Origin of the sequence: Sphingomonas mesophila, from assembly GCF_003499275.1 — a bacterium.
Taxonomy (GTDB): Bacteria; Pseudomonadota; Alphaproteobacteria; order Sphingomonadales; family Sphingomonadaceae; genus Sphingomicrobium; species Sphingomicrobium mesophilum.
The window spans coordinates 1-23,192 of record NZ_QWDF01000001.1 but is presented as its reverse complement, the minus strand read 5'-3'; the positions used below and the strand labels follow the sequence as shown (position 1 = coordinate 23,192).

Below are 23,192 nucleotides of genomic sequence, written 5' to 3'. Positions count from 1 at the left end.
CAGCAAGGGGGAAGGGATAGGATATGGCGGACGCAGGCATTGCCCGTTCTGGATCCGGGTTGCACTCGGGAACCCTGACCCGCGCCGACCTGGCCGACATCGTCCACCGCAAGCTCGGCCTGTCGCGCGCCGAAAGCGCCAGCCTGGTCGAGCGGGTCCTCTACCATATGTGCCACGCGCTGTCCGAAGGGCAGAACGTCAAGATTTCCGGCTTCGGCAGCTTCATCCTGCGCGACAAGGGCGAGCGGGTCGGCCGCAATCCCAAGACCGGGGTCGAGGTGCCGATCGCGCCGCGCCGGGTGATGACCTTCCGCGCCAGCCAGATCATGCGCGAGCGGATCGTCGGTTAGCGGCGCCAATGGCCACCGGCGCCAAGCATCCCGACGCCTTCCTGACCATCGGTGAATTGTCCGCCGACCTCGGCGTGCCCCAGCATATTCTGCGCTATTGGGAATCGAAGTTCCCGCAGCTGAAACCGCTCCAGCGCGCCGGCAACCGCCGCTACTATCGCCCCGCCGACGTCGCCCTCGCCCGCCGAATCCATCGCCTGCTCGGAACCGAGGGCTATACCGTGCGCGGGGTCCAGCAATTGCTGCGCTCCGCCGCTCCGCCGCCCGAGCCCGCCCCGCCGGTCAGCGCCGCGCCGCCGCAGCCTGCACCGCCGCCGCAGGCGCCGTCATTCGATTACGGTCGCCTTGTCGAGCTTCGCGACCGGCTCGCCGCCGCGCTCGCCGCCTAACCGCTCCCTCACCCGCGCAATCACCTCGTCGAGCGGCATCCGCCGCACCGCCACGCCCGGCGGGAAGGCGCTCAGCAGCCGCGACGGGAAGGCGCTCGACAGCATCACGAAACAGCCGTGGTCGCCCTCGCGGCGGATCAGCCGGCCGAACGCCTGCGCCAGCCGCGCGCGGACCACCTGGTCGTCATAGGCGCTCCCGCCGTGGACGATCCGCCGCGCCGCGTGGAGCACCGTCGGCCGCGGCCACGGCACCCGCTCCATCACCACCAGCCGGAGCGATTCGCCGGGCACGTCGACCCCGTCGCGCAGCGCGTCGGTGCCGAGCAGCGAGGCGTGCGGGTCGTCGCGGAAGATGTCGACCAAAGTCCCGGTATCGATCGGGTCGACGTGCTGGGCGTAGAGCGGCAGGCCGGCGCGGGCCAGCCGGTCGGCGATCCGGGCGTGGACCGCGCGCAGTCGCGCGATCGCCGTGAACAGCCCCAGCGTCCCGCCGCCCGCCGCCTCGATCATCCGCGCATAGGCCCCGGCCAGCGACGCCACGTCGGCGCGCGGCACGTCGGTCGCGATCAACACCTCCGCCCGGCGCGCATAGTCGAACGGCGAGGCGGCCTCGAACCGCTCCGCCGGCCGGCCGAGGTGGCGCGCTCCGGTGCGCGCCTCGGCCGCTGCCCAATCCTCGCTCCCGCGCAACGTCGCCGAGGTCACCAGCACGCCATGCGCCGGCTCGAGCACGATCCGCGCCAGCGGCCGCGTCGGGTCGAGCCAGCGGCGGTGCAGCCCGACGTCATATTCGCGGCCCTCGACCCGGTCGATTCCCAGCCAGTCGACGAAATCCGGATCGGCCGCGCCGCCGACCCGCCCGAGCATGGCGATCCACGCCGCAAGCGTCTCGCGCCGCCAGTTGAGCCCGTGGATCGCCCCTTCGACCCGCGCCCGCGCCGCGGCGTCGAGCCAGTCGGGCGCGCTCTCGAGCACCGCCTCCAGCCGCCGCGCCAGCGCCGCCAGCGGCCGCGCTAGTGTCTCGAGCGCCTCCATCGCGCCGGCCGCGGCGGCGATCAGCGCCGGGTCCGGCTCGGCCAGTTCGGTCTCGATGCCATAGCCGGCGTCCTGCGCCCGCGCCCGCGCCAGCACCATTCCGCGCACTTCGCCGAGCAGCCGCTCGACCGGCCCGAACGGATCGCCCTCGATCAGCCGCTGGATCCACCCGTCCGACGGAAGCGCCCGCGCCGCCTCGACCGCCGCCTCGAGCGCGCGGCCGCCCTCCTCGTCATAGCTGGCGACATCGAGCAGCCGCGCCGCAAGCCCGCGCCGCCGCCCGCGCGACTTGTTCTCCGGGCCGACGATCCAGCGCCTGAGCTCGATCGCCTCGCGCCCGGTGAGCGCCGCGGCAAAAGTCGAATCCGCCGCCTCGAACAGATGGTGCCCCTCGTCGAACACGATCCGCCCCGGCGCATCGGCCCGGCCTCTGGCGGCATTGACCATCACCAGTGCGTGGTTGGCGATCACCAGATCGGCCTCGCGCCCGGCGCGCTCGGCTTTCTCGATGAAGCACTTTCGATAATGCGGGCAGCCGGCATAGACGCATTCGCCGCGGCGGTCGGTCAGCGCGGTCGCCCCGGCGCGGCGGAACAGGCTCGGCAGCCAGCCCGGCAAATCGCCGCCGACCATGTCGCCGTCCTTGCTGTACGCCGCCCACCGCCCGACCAGATGCGCGAGCACCGCCGCGCGCCCGGCGAACCCGCCCTGCATCGCGTCTTCCAGGTTGAGCAGGCACAGGTAATTCTCGCGCCCCTTGCGGATCACGATGCGCCGATTGCGCTCCGCCGCATCGGCGAAGAATTTCACCCCCTCACCGTCGAGCTGCCGCTGAAGCGCCTTGGTGAAGGTCGACACCCACACCGCCCCGCCCGCAGCCTCGGCCCACAGCGAAGCGGGCGCGAGATAGGCCAAGGTCTTGCCGATGCCGGTCCCCGCTTCGGCTAGCAGCATGTTGGGCTCGCCGGCCTTGGCGCGCGGGGCGAACACCGCCGCCGCCGCCCGCGCCATCGCCCGCTGCCCGCCGCGCGGCTCGCGTCCTTCGCCGGTCAGCCGGTCGAGCCGCGCCTCGGCGTCGTCGGCGTCGACCATCACCGTGCGCGGCGGCGGCCGCTCCGCCGCTTCCTCCCACGCCGTCAGCCGCGAGAACAGCATCCGCTCGTCGCGCTCGGGCTTCTGCAGTCGCTCGGCGACCAAAGGCGCCCAACCCCAGCCCAGCCGCCACAGCGACTGGTTGGAGGTCCACGCCCCTTCGCGCTCGGCCCAGTCGGACGCCGCCAGCCGGTCGAGCAGCCGCCCGCCGATCTCACGCAGCGCCGCCGCCGCCGAGCCGTCCGAGTCCGGCGCGTCGACCCCGACGGCCCGCGCCATGCCCGCCACCGTCGGCACCGCGAACCGCGCCGGATGGACGAACGCGAACAGCTCGAGCACATCGAGTCCGCTGACCTCGCCATAGCCCAGTCGCTGCCCGATCAGCGGCGCGTTGAGCAGGATATGCGGCGTTTCCGCCAGCCGCCGCACCGCCTCGTCGCGCCCGACCTCGCGCGCCTGCGCCGCCCCGGCCTCGAGCAGCCAGATGCCCGCATGGGTTGCGTGCAGCACGGGAAGGGGCAATGGAGCGGCCATCCGCCGGCACCCTAGGCGCGGCGAGAACGAAAGGGCAACAGTTGAGCGCCGATCTCGCCGCCGCCGCGATGACCAGCAAGGCCTGGCCGTACGAAGAAGCGCGCAAGCTGGCCAAGCGCTGGCCGGACGGTCGTCCCGACGGCGCGCCGGTCCTGTTCGAGACCGGCTATGGTCCCTCCGGCCTGCCCCACATCGGCACCTTCACCGAAGTGCTGCGCACGACCATGGTCCGCCACGCCTATCATGAACTCACCGGCGGTGCCCCGACCCGCCTGGTTGCGTTCAGCGACGACATGGACGGGCTTCGCAAGGTCCCCGACAACGTCCCCAACCCGGAGCTCCTCGCCGATCACCTCGGCCATCCGCTGAGCCGAATCCCCAATCCGTTCGGAACCGATCACCCCAGCTTCGCCGCGCACAACAACGCTTTGCTGTGCGACTTCCTCGACCGCTTCGGCTTCGATTATGAATTCGTCTCGGCCTCCGAGCGCTACGCATCCGGCGCGTTCGACGATCAGCTCCGCAACGTCCTCGCCAACTTCGACGGCATCCAGGGAATCATGCTGCCGACCCTGCGCGAGGAGCGCCGCCGCACCTATTCGCCGATCCTGCCGATCTCGCCGACCACCGGCCGGGTGCTCCAGGTCCCGGTCGAGGTGATCGACGCCGCCGCCGGCACCATCGCCTTCACCGACGAGGACGGCGCGCGCGTCGAGCAGTCGGCGCTCGGCGGCCAGGCCAAGCTCCAGTGGAAGGTCGACTGGGCGATGCGCTGGCTCGCGCTCGGAGTCGATTACGAGATGTACGGCAAGGACCTCACCGACAGCGGGGTGCAGTCGGGCCGGATCGCGGCGCTGCTCGGCGGGCGCAAGCCCGAGGGGCTGATCTACGAGATGTTCCTCGACGAGAAGGGCGAGAAGATCTCCAAGTCCAAGGGCAACGGCCTCGGCATCGAGGAATGGCTGACCTACGGCTCGAAGGACAGCCTCGCTTTCTACCTCTACCGCGAGCCCAAGCGGGCCAAGGCGCTCCACCTCGGCCTCGTGCCCCGCGCGGTCGACGAATATTGGCAGTTTCGCGAGAAATACGCCGACCAGCCGCTCGACCAGCAGCTCGGCAACCCTGCGCACCACATCCATTCGGGCGCCGTGCCCGAGCCGCGCAGCCTCCCGCTCAGCTACGGCCTGCTGCTCAATCTCGTCTCGCTGCCCGGAGTCCAGGACCGCGACATCGCCTGGCGCTTCGTCCAGCGCTACGCGCCCGGCACCGCGCCCGAGACCGATCCCGAACTCGACCGGCTGATCGCATTGGCGATCAACTACGCGCGCGATTTCGTCGCCCCCAACCTCAAGCGCCGCCCGCCCATCGCAAGCGAAGCCGAGGCCTTGCGCGATCTCGACGACGCCCTCGCCGCACTCCCCGACAATGCCCCCGCCGACGATCTCCAGAACCTCGTGTTCGAAACCGGCAAGCGCCACTTCGGCAAGGAGCGCCTGCGCGACTGGTTCGGCGTGCTCTACGAAACCCTGCTCGGCTCCTCTCAAGGCCCGCGCATGGGCAGTTTCATCGCGCTTTACGGCGTCGAAAACACACGGAAGCTGATCGCCGAGGCACTCACCGAAAGCCCGTAGTGGCGCGGCCGCCCGGCCTGTGCCACCATCGCCGCGACCGCGCACCGTCACTTCACCGCGCGAGGGGGAGTTCGCTCGATGTATCGAAGCTTGTTGAAAGGCACCGTCTTGGCCATCGCCCTCGCCGGCTCCGTCGCCGCCGCGCAATCCGCATCCGACTATCCGCTTGCCTGGCTCGAGGAGATCGAGGGCGAGAAGGCGCTGAACTGGGCCCGCGCCGAAAACGCCAAGACGCTCGGCGTGCTTGAAGCCGATCCGCGCTTCGCCAAGTTCCAGGCCCGCGCGCTCGACATCCTCCAGGCGCAGGACCGGATCCCGTTCGTTTCGATCCGCCCCGACGGCCTTTACAATTTCTGGCAGGACCGGACCAACGTGCGCGGCCTATGGCGCCGAACCACGCTCGCCAGCTACCGCACCGCAAATCCGGTCTGGGAAACCGTGCTCGACATCGATGCGCTGGCCAAGGCCGAGAACGCCAATTGGGTGTTCCAGGGCGCCAGCTGCCTGCCGCCCGACTATCGCCGCTGCCTGCTCAGCCTGTCCGACGGCGGCAAGGACGCCAATGTCGTGCGCGAGTTCGACACCGCCACCAAGTCGTTCGTCGCCGGCGGCTTTTCGCTGCCCGAAGGCAAGCAGGTCGCGAGCTGGGTGGATCAGGATACGTTGCTGGTCGCGCGCGATTGGGGTCCCGGAACGATGACCAAGTCGGGCTATGCCTTCGTGGTCAAGGAACTGAAGCGCGGCCAGAAGCTCGATCAGGCGCGCGAGCTCTTCCGCGGTTCGCCCGACGACACCTGGACCTGGCCGATGGTCGTGCGCGACAACCGCGGCGTGGTCCATGCCATCGGCGCAATGCGCGGCCTCAATTTCTTCGATTCCGAATATGTGCTGTTCACGCCCAAGGGCCCGGTCAAGCTTCCGGTCCCGAAGAAATCCTCGCCGAGCGCGGTGGTCGACGGCCGATTGCTGCTGACCATTCGCGAGGATTGGACCCCGCCCGGCGGCGCCGCGTTCAAGGCCGGCGCGCTGGTCTCCTACGATCTCGCCGAATGGAAGCGCGACCCGCTCAAGGCGCGTCCGTCACTGGTGTTCCAGCCGACCGACCGCCAGACCCTGCGCGGAGTCGCCACCACCCGCAACGCGCTCATCCTGACCATCCTCGACAACGTCCGCGGCAAGGCCTTCACCTACAATTACGCCGGCGGCGCGTGGAAGGCGCGCCCGGTCGACCTGCCGCGCAACGCCACGATCGGCGTCACCGCCGCCTCCGATACCGACGATCTCGCGATGTTCAGCGTCACCGATTACCTCACTCCGACGACGCTCTCGCTCTATGACGCCGGCAGCGGCCGGATCGAGCCGCTCAAGGCCTCCCCGGCCCGCTTCGACGCCTCCAAGCACACCATCGATCAATTCGAGGCGGTGTCGCGCGACGGCACCAAAATCCCCTATTTCCTGGTCCGTCCCAAGACCATGAAGCGCGACGGTTCGACCCCGACCCTGCTCTACGGCTACGGCGGCTTCGAAGTGTCGCAGGTGCCCAATTATTCCGGCCCGATGGGCGCGCTGTGGCTCGAGCAGGGCAATGCCTATGTCGTTGCCAATCTGCGCGGCGGCGGTGAGTTCGGACCGGCTTGGCACCAGTCCGCGCAGGGCGCCAACAAGCAGCGCACGTGGGACGACTACATCGCCGTCGCCGAGGATCTGGTGAAGCGCCGCATCACCAGCCCGCGCCGCCTCGGAGTGGTCGGTGGAAGCCAGGGCGGGCTGCTCGTCGGCACCGCCATCACCCAGCGTCCGGACCTTTTCAACGCAGCGATCGTCCAGGTGCCCCTGTTCGACATGCTGCGCTATCACAAGATGAGCGCCGGCGCGTCGTGGATCGGCGAGTATGGCGATCCGGAAATCCCCGAGCAGCGCGCCTGGCTCGCGGCCTATTCGCCGCTCCAGCGCCTGACCCCGGGTCGCAAGTATCCAACCCCGTTCATCCTTACCTCGACCAAGGACGACCGGGTCCACCCCGCGCACGGACGCAAGGCCGCGGCCCGCCTCGCCGAGCTCGGCCAGCCCTATTATTATTACGAGAACATCGACGGCGGCCACTCCGCCGCCGCCAACCTCAAGGAAGCCGCCCGCCGCACGGCCCTCGAATACACCTACGCGACCAAGCAGCTGGTGGACTGACCGACCCGTCGATCTCGGTCTGTCCTACGTAACGGTCTGTCCTACGTAGCGGTCTGGCCTACGTAACGGTCTGGCAATCCGTCCGCGCTATGCGGTCGGCATGACCAGCGCGACCCTGGATGCCGCCCCAATCGCACGGGCCGCCGCAGAAACCCGGCTCGGCGCGCCGGCAATCATCGCCTTGCTGTGGCTCGCCGCGGCGTTCGTCCACGCCTTCGGTCAGGTGCGATTCCCCAATTTCGAGGATGGGACGCCGACCGTCTCGTCGATCCTCTATCTGTCGACCGGGCCGGTCCTCGCCGCGCTCGTCGCAGCCGCAGTTGCGCGCAAGCGGAGCGCCGTCTTGCCGCTGGCCGGCGGCCTGCTGGTCATCGAGTTGATCGCCAGCCTGATGTGGGTCGCAACCGAATTCGCAATCCCGGAATCCGACACTTTGTCATGGACCGGGTTCGGCATCGCGCTGCTTGGCATTCTCGCTGGAGCACTGTGCATCGCCGGCATCCTGCGCGGCGACGGCGTCTCTCCGGCGCGCCGCCGCACCGCCGCTGCGGCGGCGCTGGCGGCGATGATCGCCTGGCAGTCCCTGTCGATCATCGACCAGCCCCTGCTCGCAATGGCCAGCGGCACGGCGGAGCAGGCGACGGACAGCGACTTCCCCGAGGTCGACGAGGAGCGGCTTTGGCCGGCCCAGCCCGCCCTGGTCGAACGCGCGCTGGCCGGCGTCGACCGTTCGCCAACCCGCGCGGGCAACCGCTTCGTGGTCGCGGTCGCGGCCGGCGGTATCCAGGACCTGTTCGGGCGCGAAGCGCGACTTGCGCAGTCAGTCCTGTCCCGCGCATTCGGCGCAGCCGGGCGAAGCGTCCTGCTCGCTAACGACGAGGCCAGTCTCCACCGCGTCCCGCTTGCCAGCAACGCCAACCTCGACGCCGTCCTCACCCGGCTCGGCCGGACGATGGACTCGGAGCGCGACGTGGCGATCCTCTATCTGGCGTCGCACGGCAGCCGCCAGGCCGAGCTGTCCACCGACCTGCCCGACTACGAAAGCCTCCAGCCGATCGGCGCCAGGCGGCTCGCAGCCGCGCTGGATCGCGCCGGGATCAAGCGCCGAATCGTCATCGTCTCCGCCTGCTACGCCGGCAGCTGGATCGCTCCGCTCAAGTCCGACGATACCATCGTCGTCACCGCGGCGCGCCAGGATCGAAGCTCGTTCGGCTGCACGGACGAACGCGAGCTGACCTATTTCGGCGAGGCCCTGCTCAAGGGTCCGATCGCCTCGGGCGCCTCGCTCGCCGAAAGTTTCGCCGCCGCAAAGGCGTCGGTCGCGCGGTGGGAGTCCGGCGAAGACCAGCACTCCGAGCCCCAGGCCTACATCGGCCGCAACATGCGCGCCGTCTGGACGGCCAGGCCGGCGAGCCAGGCGGCGGCGCGCTAGGCCGCTGCACTGGCGCGTGGCCGGCAATTACCCCCGCTTGCTGGCGATCCAGTCGTCGACCTTGCGCTCGAGGATCGGCAGCGGGAGGCTGCCGGTGTCGAGCACGACGGCGTGGAATTCCCTGAGGTCGAACTTGTCGCCCAATTGCTCGCTCGCCTTCTTGCGCAGGCGCTGGATGGTCAGCGCGCCGACCTTGTAGGCCAGCGCCTGGGTCGGGATGGCGATGTAGCGCTCGACCTCGGCGGTGGCGTCGGTCCGGCCCATGCCCGAATTGGCGAGCATATATTCGATCGCCCGCTCGCGCGTCCAACCCTTGGAGTGAAGCCCGGTATCGACCACGAGGCGCATCGCGCGCAGCATCTCGTCGTCGAGCGTGCCCTGACGCTGATAGGGGTCCTTGAAGAAGCCCATCTCATAGCCCAGCGTTTCGGAGTAGAGCGCCCAGCCCTCGACATAGGCGGTGTTGCCGCCGAACCTCATGAACGCCGGAAGGGCCTCATTCTCCTGCGCCAGGCTGATCTGGAAATGGTGCCCCGGCGCGCCCTCGTGGAGGTAGAGCGTGGTCATGCCCGGAGTCGTCCGGCTCGGCAGGTCGTAGGCGTTGAAGTAGAAGATGCCCGGGCGCGATCCGTCGGGCGTGCCCGACTGGTACGAGCCGCCGGCCTCGAACTTCTCGCGGAACGGCTCGTACGGCCGGATTTCGAGCTTGGTCTTGGGCACCAGCGAGAAATACTCCGGCACCTTGGCGTCCACTTCCTTGCCGATGCGGTAATATTCCTGGGTCAGCCACTCGCGGCTCTTCGGCTTGAACTTGGGGTTGACCCGAATGTCGTCGAAGAACGCCTTGAGGCTGCCCTTGAAGCCGACCTCGTCCTTGACCTTCTCCATCTCGAGCCGGATCCGGGCGACTTCGCTCAGCCCGAGATTGTGGAGGTAGTCCGCGGTTAGCGGCAGAGTCGTCGTCTGCTCGATCATGTACTGATAAAGCTGCGCCCCGCCCTTCATCTGGCTGAGGCCGACCTGTTCGCGCGCGACCGGAAGATATTCGTTGGCGAGGAAGTCGCGCAGCCGCTTGTGCGCGGGGTAGACGACGTTGCCGATGACGTCCTCATATTCCGCCGTCAGCCGCGCCCGGTCGGCGGCCGAGATGGTCGCCGGGAACATACCGATCGGTCCGTAGAACGGCGACTGCTTGACCGGCTGCTTGAGCTGCGTGTCGAGCTGCTCTATTACGTTGCGCACGGTCAGCTTGGTCTCGACCACGCCGCTCGCCATGCCCTCGCGGAACTTGGCGATCGCGCGGTCGGTCAGCGCGGCATATTGGCGGTGGCGCTTGAGATTGTTCTCATAGTCGACGAGCGTCTTGAACGGCGCCGCGCTCTTGCCGCTGGCGAACGTCGGGTAGAAGGTGTGGAAGCCCGAGAAATGGTTGACCGGGCGCACTTCGGTCAGCGCCAGAATCGACGGCTCATAGCCCTTGATCGTCTGCTCGCTCGAATATTCGAACACGTCGAAGGCGATCCGGTCGGTCGGCGACAAGGCCGCGCGCGGGATGGCGCGCAACGCCGCCAGCTCGCTCTGCGCCGCGGCCAGCTCCGCCGCATTATACTCCGGCGTCAGGAATTCGCCGAGCCGGTCGGCGTAGCGCAAATCGCCGCGAAACAGCGCGTTCAGCGGATTGCGCTTGAGGCTGTCCTCGTCGCTTTTCTTGAACAAGGCGAACAGCGCGTCGTGCGCCTCGGCCTGGGTCATCGCCGGCGCCGCAACCGGCTCGGCCACCGCCACCGGGACCGCCGCGACCGGAGCGGTCTCGACCGTCGGCGCGCAGGCCGCAAGAGCGCTCGTCGCGGCGAGCAGGGCGAGCATCGAAAGGCGGCGGTCGGTCATCGGTCATTCCCCCAACTGGTGTGCTACACGCCTATAACAGCCGGGGCGCCGCAGCAAGCCGCGACGCCCCGATTATTCCACCAATGGTCCGGTCGTTTCTACCAGAAGAAATTGTAGATCACGTCGACCACTTCGCCGCTCCACGTGTCGATCAGCAGCGCGTCATTGTGGTAGCGCACCCAGCGGTACGGTCCGTAGACCTCCGGCAGGCGGTAGCGCCACGGATCGTTGATCCAGTAGCTCGAGCGGTAGTAATGCGGGTACAGCCGCGAGCCGATGCCCCAGCGGTTATAGCCCCAGCCGAACGGATCGATGTACACCCCGATGCGGAACGTGCTGCGGTTGTGGTCGCGCCACCGCCGCCAGTCGTAGCGCCGGTCGCCGCGCCAGCCGTGCCGGTCCCAGCGGCGGTGGTCGCCGCTCCACCGCCGCCCGTCGCGGCTGCGGTGTTGGGTCGTGATCGTGCCCGGGACCGCACCCGTCGTCGTCGTGTCGGGCACCGAGCGCACCTCGCGCTGGCGCGGCATCAGCGCGCCGTCGGTCCGCCGCCACCGCTGCTGGCGCGCGATCCCGTCGCCGCCCCATTGATGACCGCCGCGGCCCTGCTCTGCCGCCCCCGACGGCGGCGCCGCCACCGCGGTCGGCTCGGCCGCGACTCGCTGCACCCGCATCTCGCGCTGCTCGCGGCGTTCCTCGCGGCGCTGCTCGCGCGCTTCGCTGCGCTCCGAGCGTTCCGCCCGTTCGGCGCGTTCGGCGCGCATCGGGCGATCGCCGCCGGAGCGGTCGCGATCCTGGGCAATGGCCGGCGCGCTCAGTCCGGCGATAAGGGCAAATGCAATCCACTGGCGCATGGCCGTAAGCTCCACCTACTCGATCCCCCGCGGGATCACTCGCTTGCAGGCTGCGCCGAGTCGGATGAGCCGTTGCTTAACGGCGCCGAAGCGCTCCCCGCCCGCCGGATCGCGCGCAGCACCCGCGGGCCGATCCCGCAGCGGCAGATGTTCGCCACCCCCGCCAGTTCCGCCGCGCCCGGCCTCGGGCTGACCCGAAGCAGCGCCGCCAGCGCCATTACCATCCCCGGCTCGCAATAGCCGCACTGGCTGACCTGCTCGGCCTCCCACGCGGTGAACAGCGGATGATCGCCGAGCGCCTCGATCGTCACCACCTCCGCGCCCTCGAGCGCACCGACCGTCGCCGCGCAGCTCAGCGTCGCCTGGCCGTCGACCAGCACCGTGCACGCCCCGCACTCGCGCGTGTCGCAGCCATATTTGGCGCCGGTCAGATTGGCCGCGTCGCGCAGCGCCCACAGCAACGGCGTCTCGGGGTCGAGCCGGAAGCGGACCGCTTCGCCATTCACCGTCATCCGCGTCATCGGTGGCGACGGTAGTGCCCGCGCCCGAGGTTGCAAAGCGCGCCGCGCCTGCCATCATCGCCGTCGTGGGGGTAATCACGACCGAGCGGGGCCGCATCGGCCTCACCGCGCACGGCGACGGCGCCGCCACGCCGATCGTCTTCCTCCACGGAGTCGGTTCGGACAAGAGCGTGTGGGCGCCGCAACTCGCCGCCTTCCCCGAGCGCCGGGCGCTGGCCTTCGACTATCCCGGCTATGGCGAGAGCGATCCCGCGCCCGGCGCCACCCGCGACGATTTCGCCGTCGCCATTCTCGACGCGCTCGAGGCGCTCGGCATCCCGCGCGCCCACGTCTGCGGCCTGTCGCTCGGCGGAGTGGTCGCCATCGCCCTGCACACGCTGGCGCCCGAACGCTGCGCCTCGCTGATCCTCGCCGACAGTTTCGCCCGTCACCCCGACGGCCAGGCAATATACGATCGCTCGATCGAGGCCGCCTCCACCATCGGCATGCGCCGGCTGGCCGAAGCCCGCGCGCCGGCACTACTCGGCAACGCCGCCACCGGTGCCGTGCGCGACGAAGTGATCGCGAAGATGAGCCGGATCGATCCCGACGCCTATGCGCTCGGCGCCCGCGCGGTGTGGCTCGCCGACCAGGTCGAGCGCGCCCGCGCCATCGCCGCCCCGACCCTCGTCCTGGTCGGCGACGAAGACGGCATCACCCCGCCCGCCCTGTCGCGCGAGCTCGCGGAATTGATCCCCGGCGCGCGCCTCGACATCATCGCCAGCGCGGGCCACCTCGCCAATCTCGAATGCCCTGCCGCGTTCAATCGCGCACTGGCGCAGTTCCTCTCCGAAATAGACTGATTTCTTCGAGGGTTACCGGCCGCTTAACCAGACCATTTAAGCTCGCCTTGGGGTTGACCTGCGACACAGGCGGCGATGAACCGCGCCGCTTCCCTGCTGATCGCCGCGACCGCGCTGGCCGCCGCCGCACCCGCCACCGCGAGCCCCTACGGCGCCTCGGTCGCGCCGCGCGGGGTCGCTTTCACCAAGAGCGATGCGATCCTCGGCAAGCCGAGCAGCCTCGCCGCGATCCTCGCCAGCCAGGGCGCCGCTCCGGCTCCGGCGCCAAGCCCGTCAGCTTCGGCCGCGACCTACCGCACCTTTGCCGCCGCCGTTCCGCGGATCGCTCCCGACGACCGCCCCGACGTGTTCGGCTCGGTCGCCCTGCCGATCCGCCGCGCTTCCCTCGAGCGTCATTGGGCCAAGGTCGGCGAGACCGCGGTCGGCTCGGCCGCTGCCGCGTTCGTTGACGGGCTCGACGGCCTTACGGACATCGAACGGCTCGACGCGGTCAATCGCTACGTCAACGGCCGGGTCGAATTCGCCGACGACCGCCGCCAGTTCGGCACCGCCGATCTGTGGCTGGCGGCGAGCGAGACGCTGCGCCGCGGCCGCGGCGATTGCGAGGACTACGCCATCGCCAAGATGCAGATGCTGCGCCGCGCCGGCTTTGCCGACAAGGACCTCTATCTCGTCATCCTCCACGATGTCGCGCGCCGCGCCGACCATGCCGTGCTGGTCGCCCGCGCCGACGGCCGCCTGCTGGTGCTCGACAACGGCACCAACCGCATCGTCGACAGCGACTCGCTGCCCGACTACCGCCCGATCCTGACCTTTTCCGGCGATCGCCGCTGGACCCACGGCTACCGCCGCGAACCCGCCGCCCCGGTCCAACTCGCCGAAGCTCCGGCCGAGCAGGCTCAGCCCGCCCCGATCACCGACACCGTCGCTTTGGCCGCCGTCTCCCTCCCCGCCGTCGCCCTGTCGATGGGCTTCTGAGGCGCCGCGTAAGCGGTCCCATGAGTACCAGGCAGACCCTGACCGCCGCGGTCCTGTTCGGCCTCTCGGGCGGAGCAATCTGGGCCGGGATTCCGCCGGCGCTTACCATGCCGGCGGAGGAGCGTCAGCGGGTCGAGGCAAGCGTGTTCTATAGCGGTTGCAACGAGGTCCGCGCCCTCGGCAAGGCGCCGCTGCGTATGGGCGAGCCAGGCTACCGCCCCGAAATGGACGGTGACCAAGACGGCATCGCCTGCGAACCCCACATTCGGTAGCGCGAGGCCGCACGTTACCATTGTACGTCGCCCCAGCGAAGGCTGGGGCCCATGCCTCAAGTCCGCGAGCCATCGTCAGGCATGGATGCCAGCCTTCGCCGGCATGACGGAAGAAGGAACGCGGCCTTAGCCCGCCCGCGACCCGCCCTACCGCTCGCGCAACGCCTCGCTGCGCGCTCTTGAAAGCGGCTTGAGCAGATAGGCCAGGATGCTCTTGCGCCCGGTGATAATCTGCGTGTCGGTCATCATGCCCGGTGTGATCGGCAGGCGCCGCCCGGCAGAGGCGACATAGCTTCGGTCGGTCTCGACGATGACCGTGAAATAGGCCTGGCGCTCGGCCTCGTCGTAGATCGAGTCGGCCGACACCTGCACCACCCGCCCGTCGAGCCCGCCGTAGGTCGAAAAGTCGTAGGCGGTGACCTTGACCAGCGCCCGGTCGCCGACCTTGATGAACGCGATGTCGCTCGGCTTGATGCGCGTCTCGACCAGCAATTTGTCGCCCATCGGAACGACTTCCATGACCTTTTCGCCGGCGCCGACGAAACCGCCGATGGTCGTCACCTTGACGTCGTTGACCACCCCATCGACCGGCGAGCGAAGCTCGAGCTTGCTCGCCGCGCCCTGGCCCTGAAGCGACTGCTGGTTGACCGCGATCTTCTGCTGGACCTGGCTGCGCTCGTCGAGCGCCTGCTTGCGGAATTCGAACTGCGCCTCGCTCGCCTGGCTGTTCGCTTCGCTGACCGCGGCCATTGCCCGGCCTTGCTGCTCGCGCGCCGCCGCGATCCGTCCCTGCAGGTCGACCACTTCGCGCTGGGCGGTCGCAAGATCGGTCTGCGGCACGATGTTCTTGGCCGCCAGCGGCGCCAGCCGGCCGACATTCTCGTTGGCAAGCTGCAGGCTGCGCGACAGCGAGGAGATCGTCGCCGCCGCTTCCGCCGCCTCGCGCCGCCTTTGTTCGGCCGACGAGCGCAGCGCCGAGACCCGGCTCGACAGCGCCGAGCGGCGGACCGCGCTCAACGCCGCTTCGTCGCCGCCGATCGAGCCCGCGCCGGTGCCGAGCCCCTCGGCGCCGAGCCGCGCGGCGCGCGCCTCGAGCGCTTCGGTCTCGACCTGGACCGAGCGGTTCTCGGGATTGTCGAGCCGCGCTAGAACCTGGCCGCGGCGCACCTGCTGGCCGGAGCGCACGAACAGCTCCGCCACCGTCGCCGGCTCGAGCGACTGGATCAGCTGGACCTTGCTCGACGGGATGACCTTGCCCTGGCCCGCGGTGACCTCGTCGACCTTGGCGACGCTCGCCCAGATCAGGAACACCACGAACAGGCCGACCGACCACAGGATGACTTGCTTCGATGCGGACAGCGAGCCGCGCCGGCCGCCGAGCTGCGCGAAAAGGGGAAGGGACGCCATGAGACTGCTTCTAGCCGTTTAGCGCGCCGCGATCACGGCGCTTGTTGGCGCTGGGCCATATTGGGCCGCTGCCGCCGGCGCCGGAGCCGCCGACTGCTTTTCGGCGACCGCGCGCGCGGCCGACGATGTCTCGCCCGGAAGCGGGATGTTGAGCGTCCAGCCCTTGCTGGTGTCGAGCAGTCCGCCGACGTCGTTGGGCGCGCGCTTGAGCGCGGTTCCGTCGAGGATCGGGCCGGTGCCGATCGGCGCCGCCTCGATGCCCGGCTCCTCGCCGGTTAGCCGCAGCACGGCCGGGCGCATCGTCGCCGGGTCGCGCGGCTCGCCGAGATAGCGACCGGTGAACGCGCCGGGCAGGCCCCATGCGCCGGGCCAGCGATAGAAGATGTGCGCGCCGATCTTGTGGATCTTGGCGAGCAGCGGCGCCCAGCGCGGCGCGACATAATCGGCGTGGTAATGGGTCGCCGATCCGACCGACGCCTCGACCTGGCCGGCCAGCGCCGCCGCCGCGATCTGCTGCGCGATGCGCCACGCGCCCGGCTCGGGGCGGCGGTCGAGCGAGCCGTCGCAGACGAAGCTGAACTGGCAGACCGGGGTCGAGTTGCGCTGGTAGACCACGCCGCACACCGATTTGGGGAAGGCCGGGTGGCGGGTACGGTTGAGCACCACCTGGGCAACCGCCCGGCGGCCGGCCATCGGCTCGAAGCCGGCCTCGTAATAAATCGCCTGGGTGAGGCACAGCAGCGCTCGCTGGTGGTCGTTTTCGGCCCCCGCCGGGATGACGAACGCGCCGGCCGCCCGGACCGGCGTCTGGCTGAACGGCATGGCCGCGTTGATGAGCTGCGCGTCCTTGCCCAAGGCCCTGACTTCATTGGCCTTTTCGCCGCTGGTCGCAGCCACCAAAGCCGCCGCCTGGGCCGCCGCGATCGGCTTGGCCGAAGCCTCCTCCGGCCGCCCGCCGACCACGATCCAGGAAACCACTGCAGTGACCATCAGCGCCGCCCCGATCGCCGCGTTGCGGATCGCTTTTGGCTTGAACCGGGTCATTGCTTTCCCTCCTTCGCGGCAGCTTGGGTCAGCCGGCCGAGAATCTCGTCGCGCGGCCCGTCGGCGACGATCCGCCCGCTGTCGATCACGATCAGCCGGTCGACGATGCTCAGCATCTGATGGCGGTGGGTCGCGACCATCAGCGTCTGCTTCGGCCCGAGCGCGGTGCGCAGCCGCTCGATGAAGTAATTTTCCGTCTGCGTATCCATCGCCCCGGTCGGCTCGTCGAGGAACAAGAGCTTCGACGGACTGACGAGCGCCCGCGCCAGCACCAGCAGCGAGCGCTGCCCGCCCGACAACCGCGACCCGCGCTCGCCGACCGGCAGGTCGAAACCAGCCGCATCGCGCGACAGGAAGATGTCCGCGCCCGAGCGGATCACCGCGTCGACCAGTTGCTGGTCGTCGGCCTGCGCCGCGCCGAGCATCAGATTGTCCCGCACGCTGCCGCTGAAGATTTCCGAATCCTGCGCGACGAAGCGGAACTCGTCGCGCAGCTGGTGCGGGTGATATTGGCGGCTGTCGAGGCCGTCGACCGTCATCGTCCCGCCGCTCGGCGTGTAGAGCCCGCACAGCACGCGGCCGAGCGTCGACTTGCCTGAGGCCACCCGGCCGATGATCCCGATCCGCTCGCCCGGAGCGATCGTCAGGCTGACGTCGCTCAGCGCATTCCCGGCGGCCCCCGGATAGGCGAAATCGACATGGTCGAGCGCGATTTTGCCGACGCGGATCTCCGGAACGATCGAGCGCGCGGCGACCTGCCGCTCGTCCTCGGCTTCCATCATTTCCTGGAGCGACTTCATCGTGGTCATCGCCTGGGTGGCGCGGGTCATCAGGAAGGCGAACTGGCCGACCGGCGCCATGGCGCGGCCGGCAAGCATGACGATCGCAATGATCGCACCCATCGACATGTCGCCATTGTTGAAGCGGTAGAAGCCGCCGATCAGCAAGCCGACGCTGATCAGCTGCTGCGAGGTGCTCGTGAGATTGACTGCGACCGAAGTGACCCGCCGCATCCGCTCTTGGGTCGCGGCGGTCATTTCCGAATAACGCCGCCAGCGCCCGAGCATCGGACCTTCTGCCCGTGCTGCCTTCAGCGTCTCTAGGCCGCCAATCGCCTCGATCAGCACCGAATGCTGCAGGCTGGCGTCGGCCTGAGCATCAACCGTCGCGCGCGCCATCTTCTTTTGCAGAATGAAGCCGGCCGCGACCATGACCGCAATGCCGACCAGCGGGACGAGCACGAGCCAGCCGGCAAGAATGCTGATGAACACCAGAAACAGCACAAGAAACGACAGGTCGACCAGCAGGATGACGGTCGTCGAGGCAAAAAAATCGCGCACCGTCTCATATTCCGACAAGCGCCGCGCCAGCGCCCCGGTGCTGCCCTGCCGACTCGCCATCGGCAGGTTCATCACCTTTTCAAACAATTTCTGACTGAGCTTAGCGTCGAGGTTGCGCCCGATCTCGTCAACCAGCCGCGAGCGCGCGATGCGCAATCCGTAATCGAATGCCAGCGCGATCGCGACGCCGAGAGCCAGCACCCACAAGGTCGGGATGGCCTTGTTCGGAATGACCCGATCATAGACGTTCATCGTGAACAACGGCACGGCCAGCGCCAGCAAATTGACGATCAGCGCGGCCAGCATCACGGGCCAGAATTCGCCGCGCTCCTTCCACGCCTCGGACCAGAACCAGTGGGTCCGCCGCACCTGGTCCCACGGCCGCTCGCCGGCCCGCTCGCGGGTCGGGTCGATCTCCACCGCCACCGCCGTGCCGGTAAAAACCTGCTCGATGTCGGCCAGCTTAACCCAGGCCGGCTCGGCCAGTCCGGGCGCGTAGACCAGCCCGTCCTTGTTGTTGATTTCGAGCAGCACCGCGGCGCGCTCGTCGGTCAGTTCGAGGATCGCGGGGAGACGGCGGCTCGGCCAGCCTTTCAGCCGACGGACCAGCGGATCGCCGCGCATCCCGACCTGGTCGAGCGCCGGCTCGATCTGGTGGAACGGCAACGTGCCCTTGTCCGACAGTGCCAACCCCGCGCGCAAGAGAACCGGGGAAGACGGCCGGTCAGCCCTGCGCGCGAGGAAGGCCAGGCAGTCGAGGACAGGGTCGACCTCACGCGATGGCGCGGACTCCAGCCAATGCATGAACGTCAACCCTAATCCCCTTCAACTCTTACTGTCCGCCGCTGGAGGCGGGTGCGGGAGCGGCCGTCGAAACGGTCGCCGGCGGGCCCATCGCAGGCTGCGGCAGGCTGTTTTCCTGAAGATCGGCAGGCGGAATTGGATTGACCCTATAGCGCGTGCGCTCGTCGCTCCAAGCCTCAGCCGGCATCTGCACGCCGAGCGCCTCGATCAGGCGGTTGACCGACGCCAGGAGGCGATATTGCGCATAGAGCTTGGCCAGCCGCGCGGTCTCGGCCTGAGCCTGGACGTTGTTGCGGGTGTTCTGCGCGTCGAGCACGTCGAGCAGCGAACGCCGGCCGACATTGAACTGTTCGCGATAGGACAACAGCAGGTCGTCGCTCACCCGGCTCTGAGTTTCCAGCTCACCGGCCAAGCGGGTCTGGTTGGTCAGCCGGCTCCACGCCGAACGCGCATCCTCCTCGGCTCGGCGGGTCATCTCGAACAGACGCGCATGGGCCTCGTCGGCGCGGGCCTGCTGCTCGCGAACGTTGTGGACATTGGTCCCACCGTTGAACACCAGCCAGCGCATCACGACGCGACCGAGAAGGTCGGTCGTCCGGCCGCTGAAGCCATCGATGTCATGGCCGCCGCGGGCACTCGCCTCGAGATTGACCCGGGGGCCCATCTCGGAGCGCGCTGCATTGGTCACTTCGCGCGCGGTCGATAGATCGGCCAGCGATTCCTGGACCCGCGGGTTCTGCTGCCGCGCGAGGGCCTCAGCTTCTTGCAGCGAGGCAGGCAGATATTGCGACAGGTCGGGCGGCATTGTGACGCTGTCGATCGGAACCCCGGCCAGCGTCTGGAACTGGATCGAGGCGGTGTCGAGATCCTCGCGCGCCTCCGTCACCCGGGCGCGAGCTGATTGCAGCCGCTCTTCGGCCTGCTGCTGATCGGCAATGCTGATCGAGCCCTTGGCGACGCCTTCGCGAAGGTCGCCGGCAAGACGCTCGTGAAACGTCGCATTGTCCTCGGCGATCGCCACCAGTCGCTGCTGAAGAAGATAGTCGATGTACGCGCGGGCGACGTTGAGCGCGACATATTCGCTGCGCTCCTCGATACGCGCCGCAGCCGCATCGGTGCGCGACGCCTGGCGGCGGATCTCCGCCTGGCGGCCGCCCATGTCGAACAGCAGCTGGTCGGCGGTGACGCTGCCCTCGAGGGGCCACAGCGTTTCATCGGCAATGCCGATCTGGCGGCGCGTCGGGTTGCGCAGTGAACGCACACCGGCCGAGGCCTCGACCGAAATACGCGGCAGCCACAGGCCCTCGGCCTGGCGGCGCTCCTCGCGGGTCGCCTGCTTGTTGCTCACGGCCTGGCGGATTTCGGGATTGGTGTTGAGCGCGGCCTGCACGGCTTCACGCAGTTCGATCGCGGCAGCGGGCGTCGCGGCAGCAATCAAAGCTCCCGGAACGATCAGGAACCAATGCTTCTTCATGTCTTCCCCCTCTTCTGGTCTTGATCCGACGGGCCCCCGTCCACCAGGGGCCCGCAGGAGGTTCAGCCGTTGGCAGCCGGCTGCATGGCATCATGATGAAGCATCAGTGCTTCGTTCGTGATGATCGTCTGGACGGTCGGCGTAAAGACACCGGATCCACCCATGTCCCAGGCCGAAACGTTGCTCGGCAAGCCGCTTGCGGCGTCGGGAATGCCGCCAAATCCGCCGCTGTCCGCCGGGCCAAAGTTGCTCAGCACGGCATCGATCGGATTGGGCGCACCGCCCTGGAGCGCATCGACCAGGATCATTTCGACCGTGTCGATGGTCTGTACTGCCCCGCGATCGAGCGACGCCAGGACTCCGGCCGACGGCATCGCGACATCCATCGCCACGGTCGGCAGCGCCATCTGGGTAGCGAGAACGTCGGTGCCCTGGGACATGGCTCCGGTCGCCGAGTCGAACGCGGCCGCCTGGCCGAGCTCGCCGATCGCACCATGCCAGCGACCGCCGGCGAACGCCGCGCCATTGACCGGAGCGGCCAGCATCGCCGCCCCGTCGGTGAACGCCGTTGCCAACGCTTGAACCGACGTCGACGAGGCCAGGTCCGCAACACCCAGCGTCTCAACCGAGTGAAGGGCCATGCGCATCGGTGCGCCGGCCAGGGCATTGCCCGGGTCCTGCGCCGCCGCGGAGCTGGCCGCCATACCCGCCGCTGCAACCGCCGCCGCAAGGACGGTCGAATTGCTGTTCGCAGCAATCCGCTCGACCTCCTGCGTGCGGGCCGGGCTGACCACGAACGCAGCATCGGCCGCGTCCCGCGTACTTCCGTCGGCCATCGTCACAGTCGATGTGCCCGAGACGAACACATCGCCACCCGCATCCGCATAAACCTGGCCGTCGCTGACCAGGCCGATCGCGACGACCCCCGCCTGAGCAAGGCTCTGCATCTCGCCTGCATCGACCACGCCATTCGAATTGGCATCGGTCCACAGAGCGAAAATGACGAAGTCGGCATCGCTCGCGTCGAGTTGCTCGCCATACATCGCATGGAGCGCTTCCATGTCGGTCAATCCGGCGCTCCCGAACACGAACTCACTGGCATCACTGACCAGTCCGTCGCCATCGGCATCCCGAACCAGGATGGCGTCGTCACGACTGGCCCATGCCGTCGCTTCAGCGTTCCCGTCGTTATCGTAATCGAAGCGAACGCCGGCATCGGACCCGATGAAGCTCACGACGCCGTCGCCGTTCGTGTCGATCACCACCGGCGGCATCGACGCCGATGGCGTGACGACGATCGGTGCGACGTTGTTGTCGAAAGCAACGCGAACCGACGCCGGGGCGGCGCTGAAATTCACGACCGGAACGAAGGTCGCTCCAGCAGCGGTTCCGTTGGTGTCGACGTACAGCGTGGTGCCGAACAGTCGAACGACGAGCGCGGCCTGTGCGGCGGTCGTAGGCGCATTGGCACCCAACGAGTCGAACAGGGCGGTCAGGCTAACGACATCGTTCTGGACGCTGGAATAGTCCGTGATCGTATCATCCGACGTCCCGGTCAGGTCGGCGGGATCGATGACGAAAATGTCGCGCCCCAATCCTCCGGTCAGGCTGTCTGCGCCCGCGCCACCGATCAGCGTGTCGTTACCCGCCAACCCATTGAGCGAGTCAGCTCCCTGTCCGCCCAGAAGCGTATTGTCGCCTCCATCGCCATTGATCGTGTCATTGAAATCGGAGCCGATGACGTTTGGCGCCAGTAGCGTGGACGTGAAGGTCGCACCCGCCGGAGCATTTGAATTGTCCTGGACGGCGCCCGTCGTGAACGCAACGCTGAGAACGCCACTGGCCGAATCCCCATCCGCATCGACGGTCTGAATCGGAATGCTGGTGAGGACCGGGTCGGTGCTCTGGAACGCGGTCGAGAAGCCGGTGATCGCGAAATCCGCGTCTGACGAACTCGGTCCGAGATGGAGGACTTCGAGCGCATTGTACTGCTCATCCGCGAACGTCGAGATTTGAACCTTCTCGTCGTAGATGCCGGTGACCTCGGCATACCATTCGCCGCCCGACTGGACGAATTTGACGGTATACGTCCGGTCAGCAAGTCCGCCCGGATTACCGACCGTCACGACCTGCGTGTTGTCGAGATCGAGCGGGTCGTAATTGACGATCTGTTTCTCGCCGTCATAGGTGATCGCGATTGAGTTGACCGAGACCAGCGCACCGGTGCCCGCGACCGGATCAGCAATCCCGTCATCGCCGTTATTGTCGATGACTTCCGGCGTGACGAGCAGCGCCTTGAAGCTCGCGGTCGTGAGAGTAGACGTACCGTCTCCGAACTTCAGCGTTGCGCCATTGATGAGATAATGGCGGTCGAAGTCGTGGGTAACGGTGCCGGCGGATCCGTAGTTCCCCGGGCTTCCCACTCCGGTGAGGTCCTCGACGAAGTCAAGTCGCATGCCTTCACCTTGGCCGATGTTCTGGCCGGCAATCGGGCCGCCGGTCCCCGCCGAATTGGCGTTGCCATTGACGGAGGTCGCGGTGCCGATCGGGGTCAGCAACAGATCCTTGGAATTGTCGTTCAGCGGAAGGTCTCCGGACGTACCGTCAACCTGGTCGTTCGGGACAAATCCCGCCCAGGCATCGTTTCCACCAACGAAGTCGTAAGTAGCAGCGTCGAACACCAGGTCGGTGAGCGAGTCGACCTGGGCGAACATTTGGACGGAATAGGAGTTGTCGTTCGCCCCAGGCTGCAAGGTGACGACGAATACGGTGACCAGCGAATTGCCGCTCGAGTCCCGCGTCTCGCCAGTCAGGGTCTGACCGTCGGCCGAGACACTATACCAAATGGTCTGGCTGCCACTCTTCAGGCCGCTGTTCGCGTCGTCTAGCGTGGACGGGAAACGGATGAAGCCGGCTCCGTCGGTCCCGAAGTTATTGAAGACGTTGTCGTCCGAGTCGAGATCGAACAGCACCGCAGGTCCAGCGGAATTATTGATCAAGGCCCAGTCGGGGGCGATCGAGTCCGGACCGTCGTCCTCGAACCGGAACACACCGCTCGACAGGTCGATGGTCGCAGCAGCGCTGTCGCCGTCGGCATCGGTCACGGTCTTGGTCAGGGTCAGCGC

The 23,192-nt window shown here is 68.3% G+C and carries 17 protein-coding genes; 8 read left to right on the top strand and 9 right to left on the bottom strand.

All coding sequences use genetic code 11. The features are described from left to right. Positions 1 to 59 precede the first annotated feature (59 nt). A complete protein-coding gene (locus D0Z60_RS00085; RefSeq protein WP_240325480.1) occupies positions 60 to 350 on the top strand; it encodes an integration host factor subunit alpha in 291 nt (96 codons plus the stop codon). Positions 351 to 358: 8 nt separating this feature from the next. After that, complete coding sequence (locus D0Z60_RS00080) at positions 359 to 739, top strand: MerR family transcriptional regulator (protein WP_118855766.1); 381 nt, start codon at positions 359 to 361, stop codon at positions 737 to 739. Here the strand turns inward: D0Z60_RS00080 and D0Z60_RS00075 are convergent. Next, positions 677 to 3,400: an ATP-dependent DNA helicase gene (locus D0Z60_RS00075; RefSeq protein ID WP_118855763.1), complete on the bottom strand. Its 2,724-nt coding sequence runs from the start codon at positions 3,398 to 3,400 to the stop codon at positions 677 to 679. The genes D0Z60_RS00080 and D0Z60_RS00075 overlap by 63 nt on opposite strands. 68 nt (positions 3,401 to 3,468) lie before the next feature. Here D0Z60_RS00075 and D0Z60_RS00070 point away from each other — a divergent pair, with 68 nt between their 5' ends. The 3 genes from D0Z60_RS00070 to D0Z60_RS00060 all read left to right on the top strand — a co-directional run bounded on the left by D0Z60_RS00070 (position 3,469) and on the right by D0Z60_RS00060 (position 8,647). Then, positions 3,469 to 5,031 (top strand): lysine--tRNA ligase, encoded by a 1,563-nt coding sequence (locus D0Z60_RS00070; protein WP_240325635.1) that lies wholly within the window; start codon positions 3,469 to 3,471, stop codon positions 5,029 to 5,031. Between the two features lie 78 nt (positions 5,032 to 5,109). Continuing rightward, positions 5,110 to 7,215: a prolyl oligopeptidase family serine peptidase gene (locus D0Z60_RS00065; protein ID WP_118855756.1), complete on the top strand. Its 2,106-nt coding sequence runs from the start codon at positions 5,110 to 5,112 to the stop codon at positions 7,213 to 7,215. 100 nt (positions 7,216 to 7,315) lie between these two features. Beyond that, the gene (locus D0Z60_RS00060) at positions 7,316 to 8,647 is read left to right on the top strand and encodes a C13 family peptidase (protein ID WP_118855753.1); all 1,332 of its coding nucleotides are present in this window, start codon (positions 7,316 to 7,318) and stop codon (positions 8,645 to 8,647) included. A gap of 27 nt (positions 8,648 to 8,674) precedes the next feature. Here D0Z60_RS00060 and D0Z60_RS00055 read toward each other — a convergent pair whose 3' ends face one another. From D0Z60_RS00055 to D0Z60_RS00045, 3 genes are all read right to left on the bottom strand, one after another. Further along, positions 8,675 to 10,534: a DUF885 domain-containing protein gene (locus D0Z60_RS00055; protein ID WP_118855749.1), complete on the bottom strand. Its 1,860-nt coding sequence runs from the start codon at positions 10,532 to 10,534 to the stop codon at positions 8,675 to 8,677. A gap of 98 nt (positions 10,535 to 10,632) precedes the next feature. Beyond that, on the bottom strand, positions 10,633 to 11,385 hold the full coding sequence (locus D0Z60_RS11840) for an RcnB family protein (protein ID WP_240325479.1): 753 nt from the start codon (positions 11,383 to 11,385) through the stop codon (positions 10,633 to 10,635). Between the two features lie 35 nt (positions 11,386 to 11,420). Beyond that, the gene (locus D0Z60_RS00045; protein ID WP_118855746.1) at positions 11,421 to 11,906 is read right to left on the bottom strand and encodes a (2Fe-2S)-binding protein; all 486 of its coding nucleotides are present in this window, start codon (positions 11,904 to 11,906) and stop codon (positions 11,421 to 11,423) included. A gap of 65 nt (positions 11,907 to 11,971) precedes the next feature. On the opposite strand from D0Z60_RS00045, the gene D0Z60_RS00040 reads away from it, so the two are divergent. The 3 genes from D0Z60_RS00040 to D0Z60_RS00030 all read left to right on the top strand — a co-directional run bounded on the left by D0Z60_RS00040 (position 11,972) and on the right by D0Z60_RS00030 (position 13,998). Then, a complete protein-coding gene (locus D0Z60_RS00040) occupies positions 11,972 to 12,748 on the top strand; it encodes an alpha/beta fold hydrolase (RefSeq protein ID WP_162888004.1) in 777 nt (258 codons plus the stop codon). A gap of 75 nt (positions 12,749 to 12,823) precedes the next feature. Continuing rightward, a complete protein-coding gene (locus D0Z60_RS00035; RefSeq protein ID WP_118855740.1) occupies positions 12,824 to 13,726 on the top strand; it encodes a transglutaminase-like cysteine peptidase in 903 nt (300 codons plus the stop codon). 20 nt (positions 13,727 to 13,746) lie between these two features. Further along, entirely contained in the window at positions 13,747 to 13,998 is a 252-nt protein-coding gene (locus D0Z60_RS00030) for an excalibur calcium-binding domain-containing protein (RefSeq protein WP_118855737.1), read from the top strand. A 147-nt stretch (positions 13,999 to 14,145) separates the two neighbouring features. On the opposite strand, the gene D0Z60_RS00025 is transcribed toward D0Z60_RS00030, so the two are convergent. The 5 genes from D0Z60_RS00025 to D0Z60_RS00005 all read right to left on the bottom strand — a co-directional run. After that, entirely contained in the window at positions 14,146 to 15,405 is a 1,260-nt protein-coding gene (locus D0Z60_RS00025; protein ID WP_118855734.1) for an HlyD family type I secretion periplasmic adaptor subunit, read from the bottom strand. 18 nt (positions 15,406 to 15,423) lie between these two features. After that, positions 15,424 to 16,449 (bottom strand): cell wall hydrolase, encoded by a 1,026-nt coding sequence (locus D0Z60_RS00020; protein WP_118855731.1) that lies wholly within the window; start codon positions 16,447 to 16,449, stop codon positions 15,424 to 15,426. Continuing rightward, positions 16,446 to 18,593 (bottom strand): type I secretion system permease/ATPase, encoded by a 2,148-nt coding sequence (locus D0Z60_RS00015; protein WP_118855728.1) that lies wholly within the window; start codon positions 18,591 to 18,593, stop codon positions 16,446 to 16,448. Before D0Z60_RS00015 ends, D0Z60_RS00020 begins: the two co-directional genes overlap by 4 nt. A gap of 28 nt (positions 18,594 to 18,621) precedes the next feature. Next, positions 18,622 to 20,067 (bottom strand): TolC family protein, encoded by a 1,446-nt coding sequence (locus D0Z60_RS00010; protein ID WP_118855725.1) that lies wholly within the window; start codon positions 20,065 to 20,067, stop codon positions 18,622 to 18,624. Positions 20,068 to 20,129: 62 nt separating this feature from the next. Beyond that, a partial coding sequence (locus tag D0Z60_RS00005; protein WP_420822770.1) for a calcium-binding protein occupies positions 20,130 to 23,192 on the bottom strand: 3,063 nt, incomplete at its 5' end.